Here is a 7432-nt window from a genome sequence, read left to right as displayed (position 1 = left end):
GGGCAGGGTCGGGACGCGGGCCAGGAGGTCGCGCAGCGGCCGGGTCCGGTGGCCGCTGTGCCGCTCGTACTGGGCCGGGTCCCAGCGGGAGGCGGGAGAGGGAGAAGCCATGCCGGGGAGTATATCTTGATATCAAGACACTCCATATCGTGAGACTTCATATCGACAGAACGCCTAGACTGGGCCCATGGAGGACGAGGTTGACCGGCTGGTGGCCGCCTGGCGGCGCGAGCGGCCGGACATCGACGTGGAGCCGCTCGAAGTGCTGAGCCGGGTCAGCAGGCTGGCCCGCCACCTCGACCGGGCGCGCCGCCTGGTCTTCTCCGAACACCACTTGGAGCCATGGGAGTTCGACGTCATCACCGCTCTGCGCCGGGCGGGCCACCCGTATCAGCTCTCCCCGGGCCAGCTCCTCACCCAGACGCTGGTGACCTCGGGGACCATGACCAACCGCATCGACAGGCTGGCGAAGAAGGGGCTGGTGGGCCGGCTGCCCGACCCCAGCGACCGGCGCGGGGTGCTGGTGCGGCTGACGCCGGCGGGCCAGCGTCACGCGGACGAGGCGCTGTCCGGCCTCCTCGCCCAGGAGCGGGCGCTGCTCGGCGAGCTGACCACGGCCCAGCGCCGCGAACTGGCCGCGCTGCTCAGGGCGCTGACCGCGCCGTTCGACAACACCCCGGTGTGAGGGCCTGAGGGGCTGAGGGGCTGACGCGCACGGGGGACGCGGGGCGCCCTGCGGAGACTCAGGGCGGGCCCTCCGCGGGCTGGACACCGGCCCTGCGGGCCAGGGCCACCGCGGCGAGGGTGGAGTGGACGCCGAGCTTGCCCAGCACGTTCTGCATATGGGTGCGGACGGTGTGGGGGGAGAGGTAGAGCCGCTCGGCGACCGCCTTGCGGCCGAGTCCGGCCAGCATGCAGCGCAGCACCTCCAGCTCGCGCGGCGTCAGCGACTCGACGAGGCGCTCGTGCTCGCTGCGGTGGTGGCGGTCCCGGTGCAGCTCGCGCAGCACGCCGGTGAGCAGCGCCGGGGGCACATGGGTCTCGTCGCGCAGGACCCCGCGGACGACCTGGAGCAGCCTGGCCAGGGAGCTGTTCTTGGCCACCCAGCCCGAGGCGCCCGCGCTGAGCGTCTGGGCGGCCCGCACCGGATCGTCTTCTGCCGCGAGCATGACAGCGTGGAGGCCGGGGAAACGGTCCCCCACGGTCGTCAGCAGCGCGTCCTCGTCGGGGGCGGCGGCGCCGTCGAGCTCCACGTCGAGCAGCAGCACGTCGAAGGGCGGCTCCCCGTTCGGCCGGCCACGCTCCAGCACGTGCAGGGCCGCGGACACGGTGCCCACGGCGATGGCCTCCACATCCTGTTCCGCGGTGAGCGCGGTGGCCAGTGACTCGGCGAAGATCCGGTGCCCGTCCACGACCAGCACCCGAATTCGGTCCACAACTGCCCCTCGGCTGACAATGCCCTCGGCGAACACATGGGTGGGCCCGGCGGGCGCGGCGCCGGTACACCACCTCCGCCGACCGCTACGGCCGCCGCCGCTCGGCACCGGTGTCAGGCCACGGCGCCGCACCCACCTGTCTCGCCCCCTGATCGGCACCGGCCCCCACCGGTGCTGCTCTTCAGAGTACGGGCGCGGGCCGGTGGCGGAAGTGGTTTCGCGGAAGAGCCGATATCGAAGCGATCACAGCGGGAGGCGCTGCGCCCCCGCCGAGGGGATGGCCTCGAACACGCGGGGCGCTCCGTGCCCCGCGGCGTCGAACGCTTCGAGCACGGCCGCGCCGACGGCCTCCGCCGCGGCGTCGTCCACGAGCACGACGGCCGAGCCGCCGAACCCGCCGCCGGTCATCCGGGCGCCGAGGGCACCGGCGGCGACCGACGCCTCGACCACCAGGTCGAGCTCGGGGGAGGAGACCTCGAAGTCGTCGCGCAGCGAGGCGTGTCCCTCGGTCAGGACCGGGCCGATGTCGCGGGCGCGGCCCGCGTCCAGCAGCTCGATGACGCGCTCGACCCGGCGATCCTCGGTGACCACGTGCCGCACCCGGCGGCGCACGGCCTCCTGGACGGTCCGGTCGAGGCGGGCGAGGGCGGCGTCGAGCTTCTCGAACGGCACGTCCCGCAGGTACGGGACGCCGAGCGCCGCGGCGCCCGCCTCGCACTCGGCGCGGCGCCTGGCGTAGGCCCCGTCCGCGTGGGCGTGCTTGACCCGGGTGTCCACGACCAGCAGCCGCATGCCCTCAAGGGCCATGGCGAACGGGACCTGGCGGCGTGTCAGATCGCGGGTGTCCAGGTACAGGACGTGCCCGGCGGTGCAGCAGGCGGAGGCCATCTGGTCGAGGATGCCGCAGGGCATGCCCACGAAGTCGTTCTCCGCGCGCTGCGAGAGGCGGGCGACGGTCTCCGGGGCCAGGTCCAGGCCGCCCAGGTCGCTCAGGGCCAGGGCGGTGACCACCTCCAGGGCGGCCGAGGAGGAGAGCCCGGCGCCGGTGGGGACGTCGGAGTCGAACGAGATGTCCGCGCCGCCGATCTCGTGGCCGTCCTCCAGCAGCGCCCAGGCGACGCCCGCCGGGTAGGCGGCCCAGCCCTCGACGGCGCCGGGGGCCAGGCCGTCCAGGGGGACGGTGACCGTACCGCCCCCGGCGTTGCGGGAGCGCAGGCGCAGGGTGCGGTCCCGGCGGCGGGAGACCAGGGCGCGGGTGGTGTGCGGGAGGGCCAGCGGCATCACGAAGCCCTCGTTGTAGTCGGTGTGTTCACCGATCAGGTTGACGCGGCCCGGGGCGGCCCACAGGCCCTCGGGGGCGGCGCCGAACAGCTCCTCGTGGCTCGTGCCGGTCACCGGGAGACCTCCTCTTCCGCTCCGCCGCACCGGGCGAACGACCAGGCGTCGGCGATGATCGCGGCCAGGTCGGTGCGCGAGGGGCGCCAGCCGAGGCGGTCGCGGGCGCGTTCCGCCGAGGCGACCAGGACGGCCGGGTCGCCCGCGCGCCGCGGGGCCTCGGTCTCGGGAATGGGGTGGCCCGTCACCCGGCGGGCGGTCTCGACGACCTCGCGGACGGAGAACCCGTTGCCGTTGCCGAGGTTGCAGATCAGGTGCTCCCCCCGCTCCGCCGCGGTCAGGGCCAGCAGGTGGGCCTCGGCCAGGTCGTCCACGTGGATGTAGTCGCGGACGCAGGTGCCGTCGGGGGTCGGGTAGTCACTGCCGTAGACGGAGATCGCCTCCCGGCGGCCCCGGGCGACCTGGAGGACCAGCGGGATCAGATGGCTCTCCGGGTCGTGGCGCTCGCCGTACTGGCCGGCGGGCGAGGCGTGGGCGCCGGCGACGTTGAAGTACCGCAGCGAGACGGCGGCCAGGCCGTGGGCCGCGCACTCGCCGGTGATCATGTGGTCGACGGCCAGCTTGGAGGCGCCGTACGGGTTCCCGGGGGCGGTGCGCGCGTCCTCGGTGATGGGGGTCGTCTCGGGCTCCCCGTAGACGGCGGCCGTGGAGGAGAAGACCAGGGTCCGCACCTCGGCGTCGCGCATGGCGCGCAGCAGTTCGAGGGTGCCGCCCACGTTGTTGCGCCAGTACTTCTCGGGGTGGTTCACGGACTCGCCCACCTGCGAGCAGGCGGCGAAGTGCAGGACGCCGTCGTAGGAGGGGTCCAGGTACTTCCCCGCCTCCTGCACGCGGCCCTCGACGAAGTCGGCCCCGGCGGGGACGCCCTCGGCGAAGCCGGTGGACAGGTCGTCCAGGACGGTCACGCGGTGCCCCGCGGCCAGCAGGTGGGCCGCCACCACGCCGCCGACATATCCGGCGCCGCCGGTCACCAAGTACGTGCTCATGCGCTGCTCGCCACCTCTCGCAGCCGGTCGGCAGCAGCCTCCGGCAGTACGTCACTCACGAAGGCGCCCATGCCGGACTCCGAGCCGGCCAGGTACTTCAGCTTGCCGGGGCTGCGCCTGATGGTGAACAGCTCCAGGTGCAGCGCGAAGTCCTCGCGGGCCCGGCTCCCGAGGGAGAAGGGCGCCTGATGCCAGCCGGAAATATAGGGCGTCGGAGGCGCCTGGGGGCCGAAGATGCGGTCGAAACGGCGGAGGAGCTCCAGGTAGACCGCGGGGAAGTCGTCGCGCGCCGCCTCGTCGAGTGCGGGCAGGTCCGGGACCCGGCGCCGCGGGTAGAGGTGCACCTCGTAGGGCCAGCGGGCGGCATGCGGCACGAACGCCGTCCAGTGCGCGGTCTCCAGGACCACGCGCCTGCCGTCGGCGCGTTCGGACGCGAGCAGCTCGTCGTAGAGGTTGCGGCCGGTGGCGTCGCGGTGCGCCGCGACGCTGTCCAGGGCGCGCCGGGTGAACGGCGTGACGAACGGATAGCCGTAGATCTGGCCGTGCGGGTGGGCGAGGGTGACGCCGATCTCGGCGCCGCGGTTCTCGAAGCAGTAGACCTGCTCGACGCCGGGGCGGCGGGAGAGCTCGGCGGTGCGGTCGGTCCAGGCGTGGAGCACCAGGGCGGCCTGCTCCTCGCCGAGCTGGGCGAACGAGGCGTCGTGCGCGGAGGTGAAGCAGACGACCTCGCACCGGCCCGCCTCGCCGCCGAAGGAGGGGAAGCGGTTCTCGAAGACCGCGACCTCGTAGCTGTCCGCCGGTATCTCGCTCAGCCGGTCGCCCCGGGTGGGGCAGAGCGGGCACTGGTCGGCGGGCGGGTGGTACGTGCGGCTCTGCCGGTGGGCCGCGTAGCCGACGGGCTCGCCGAGCAACGGGTTGTGGCGGACCTCCGAGAGGGAGGCGGCGGGGTCCACGGGCGGAAGGGGCCGGCGGTCCACGGCGTCGCGGGCCGCGCCGTCCCCCCGGTCGTAGTAGATGAGCTCACGGCCGTCGGCCAGGCGGGTCGTGGTTCTCTTCATCACCCAATCCAGATCCAGACGCGGCGCACTCCAACAGAATCAAACATAAGGAAGCATACCGCTACAGGGCGCGTCAACGGATCTGCCGGGACGAGGCCGGATGAGGTGGGGAGCGGCTCAGCGCCCGGGGAGCGCGGAGAGGTGGTCGAGGAGGCCGGTGCGGACCGCGAGGGCCGCGGCCTCCAGGCGGGAGGCGGTGCCGAGCTTGGTCAGCAGCCGCTGCACATGGGTGCGGGCCGTGCTGGGGGCAACGCCGAGACCGGCCGCGATGCGCCGGGTGTCCTCGCCGTCCACGATCCGCATCAGCACGTCGGCCTCCCGCTCGGTGAGCAGGGCGGCGAGCCGCGCGCCCTCCGCCTCCGCGCCGACGCGCGGGTGCAGCAGCTCCGCGAACGCCTCCCGCAGCAGCTGGGGCGACACCGCGGCCTCGCCCGCCTTGGCCTTCACCATGGCGCGTTCCACCCCGTCGATGCGCTCGTCGTGCCGCACGTAGCCGCGCGCCCCGGCGGCGAACGCGGCGGCGACGCCCCGCGGCCTGGGCACCGGGCCCAGCACGACGACGGCCACCCGGGGGCACTCCCGGCGTATCCGCTGCACGGGGTCGAGCGCGCCCGGGGCGTCCGGTTCGAGGGAGCCGAGCAGGCAGACGTCGGGCTGCTTGCTCACCACCAGGTCGGCGCCCCGGGCCACGGGCGCGCCGGCCCCCAGCACCCGGTGGCCGCGCACCCGCAGCGCCGAGGCCAGCGCCTCGGCGACCAGCCGTCTGTCGTCGACCACCACGACCCGCACGCTCATCACGTCTCCGCCCGCCACCGTGGCTCCCCCGCCGTTCCCGCCGTCCCCGCCCTCACCCGCTCACCGGTAGAACAGGAGCGAGCGGATGTCGGGGTCCGCGTCCGCGTAGAACTTCTGGTTCACCAGGGCCAGCGTGTTGTCGTGCCACATCGGCCGCTGGTCGTGGGTGAAGATGCCGCGCATCATGACCCACTCCTCCGTTCTGGCCGTCCGGTCGAGCGCCATCAGGGGGCGGATGTCCTCCGTCGCCGGATCGATGGCCACCACCATGCCCTCCAGGGTGTCGGTCGCCGACTGATAGGCCAAAACCTGTCCGTCCTCGACGCCGAACGGCCGGATCTGACCGCCGTTGATCGGTTCCACCTCGTAGACGGCCTGGCCGGTGGTCAGGTCGAACGCGACGATCGCGTTGGACGGCGAGCCCGGCTCGTTCGTCCCGAGGAAGAGCTGGTCGCCGACGACCTGGCCGAGCCAGCAGCTGTGGAACGAGGTGACCTCGCAGGGGGCCATGTAGCGGCCGTCGTCGTAGTCGAGCTCCGCCGCGATCTCCTGGTGGTTCTCGTCGATCACCCACAGGCGGGAGTTGGTCTCGGCCCAGAGGTCCTCACCGGTCTTGACCGAGACCACCAGCGGGTCGATCGAGACCACGGACTCCACGGAGAGCGGCTGGTCCTCGTGGGTGGCCTCGAACTCCCAGACCCACTGCTCCTCGCCCGCCTCGTTGGTGGCGCGGATGCTGCCGCCCTCCGGGGTGGTGAAGTCGCCGCAGGTGTAGAGCGAGAGCACCGTCTCGTCCACGACCAGGAAGTCGGTCTCCCGGCAGCGGTCGGTCGCGCCGGTCTCCCACAGCTTCGCCTCCTGGCTGATGCTGTAGCCGATGGCACCGACGCCGGTGCCCACGTAGACCGTGTCGCCCAGGATCCAGGGGTAGCTGTCGCTGCTGGTCGGCCACGAGGAGTCCAGCGGCATCGACATGACGATGTCGCCTGTGGAGATGTCGACCACCGTCAGCTCCTCGCAGTTCTGGCCCTGGAGCACCGCGACGCGGTCGTCCGAGACGTTGGGCGAGGCGAGGCAGTCGCCGCCGGCCAGGTCGAGGGAGAGCGTCCAGTTCTCGTCGCCGTTCTCCGTGTTGTAGGAGACGAGCTGGTCGGGCATGACGCGGACCAGGTCGTCGCCCGCGTACCAGGAGCCCCGCGCGTCGATGAGGATGTCCTCCTCGGTGACCTCGGGGACGGGCATCTCCCAGGCGAGCTGGGCGGTGATCGGCTCGGTGGGCAGGCCGCCCTGGGGGGCCTCGCCCCCGGCGCCGCCCTCGTCGCCTCCGCCGCTCTCCCCGCCGGGGTCCGCGCTCGGGGAACCGCCGTCGTCGTCACCGCCGAGGAGGACGAACGCGCCGCCCCCGCCCACCAGGAGCACGAAGGCCGCGGCGACGGCTATGAGGATCTTCGTGCGCTTCCCGCCCGGGAACGGCGGGGACGCGGGCGCGCCGGGCGGCGGGGCTCCGGGCCCCGGCACGCCGAAGCCCTGGGTGGGCGCCTTGTACGGGCCGGGCGCGGTCGGCGCACCGAAACCGGCGCCACCGGTGGCGCCCGGCGCCTCGGACGTCGGGTACGGCGAGGCGTAGGGCTGCGGGTAGGGCGGGGTCTGGTGCGGCGCGGGGGCCCCGGGCGGCTGCTGCGGGTAGCCGTAGCCGGGCTGGCCCGGGGCGCCGCCCGGCATGGCGGGCGGCGCGGAGGGGGGGGGGGGGGGGGCCCCGGGC

At 73.8% G+C, this 7432-nt stretch carries 7 protein-coding genes and 1 pseudogene; 1 reads left to right on the top strand and 7 read right to left on the bottom strand.

What is annotated here, in order from left to right; genetic code table 11:
* A pseudogene (locus ADY01_RS38505) lies at positions 1 to 111 on the bottom strand (trans-aconitate methyltransferase); the annotation flags it as partial.
* Positions 112 to 187: 76 nt separating this feature from the next.
* Here ADY01_RS38505 and ADY01_RS29840 point away from each other — a divergent pair.
* Positions 188 to 685: a MarR family winged helix-turn-helix transcriptional regulator gene (locus ADY01_RS29840; protein ID WP_049579691.1), complete on the top strand. Its 498-nt coding sequence runs from the start codon at positions 188 to 190 to the stop codon at positions 683 to 685.
* 58 nt (positions 686 to 743) lie between these two features.
* Here the strand turns inward: ADY01_RS29840 and ADY01_RS29835 are convergent, their stop codons facing one another.
* The 6 genes from ADY01_RS29835 to ADY01_RS41405 form a co-directional block, all read right to left on the bottom strand.
* Complete coding sequence (locus ADY01_RS29835) at positions 744 to 1436, bottom strand: LuxR C-terminal-related transcriptional regulator (RefSeq protein WP_049579689.1); 693 nt, start codon at positions 1434 to 1436, stop codon at positions 744 to 746.
* A 243-nt stretch (positions 1437 to 1679) separates the two neighbouring features.
* The gene (gene galK, locus ADY01_RS29830; protein WP_049579688.1) at positions 1680 to 2831 is read right to left on the bottom strand and encodes a galactokinase; all 1152 of its coding nucleotides are present in this window, start codon (positions 2829 to 2831) and stop codon (positions 1680 to 1682) included.
* Positions 2828 to 3817, bottom strand: a complete 990-nt coding sequence (galE, locus tag ADY01_RS29825; RefSeq protein WP_049579687.1) for a UDP-glucose 4-epimerase GalE — start codon at positions 3815 to 3817, stop codon at positions 2828 to 2830. Before galE ends, galK begins: the two co-directional genes overlap by 4 nt.
* On the bottom strand, positions 3814 to 4875 hold the full coding sequence (gene galT / locus ADY01_RS29820) for a galactose-1-phosphate uridylyltransferase (RefSeq protein ID WP_049579685.1): 1062 nt from the start codon (positions 4873 to 4875) through the stop codon (positions 3814 to 3816). The genes galE and galT overlap by 4 nt, the downstream gene beginning before the upstream one ends.
* Before the next feature lie 117 nt (positions 4876 to 4992).
* Complete coding sequence (locus tag ADY01_RS29815) at positions 4993 to 5670, bottom strand: response regulator transcription factor (protein WP_049579682.1); 678 nt, start codon at positions 5668 to 5670, stop codon at positions 4993 to 4995.
* Between the two features lie 60 nt (positions 5671 to 5730).
* The coding region (locus tag ADY01_RS41405; RefSeq protein WP_267888488.1) for a PQQ-binding-like beta-propeller repeat protein at positions 5731 to 7432 on the bottom strand (1702 nt) is incomplete at its 5' end.

Source organism: Streptomyces sp. SBT349 (genome assembly GCF_001083795.1).
GTDB lineage: Bacteria > Actinomycetota > Actinomycetes > Streptomycetales > Streptomycetaceae > Streptomyces.
The sequence above is the reverse complement of the archived record's forward strand: the minus strand, read 5'-3'. Positions and strand labels throughout refer to the sequence as shown.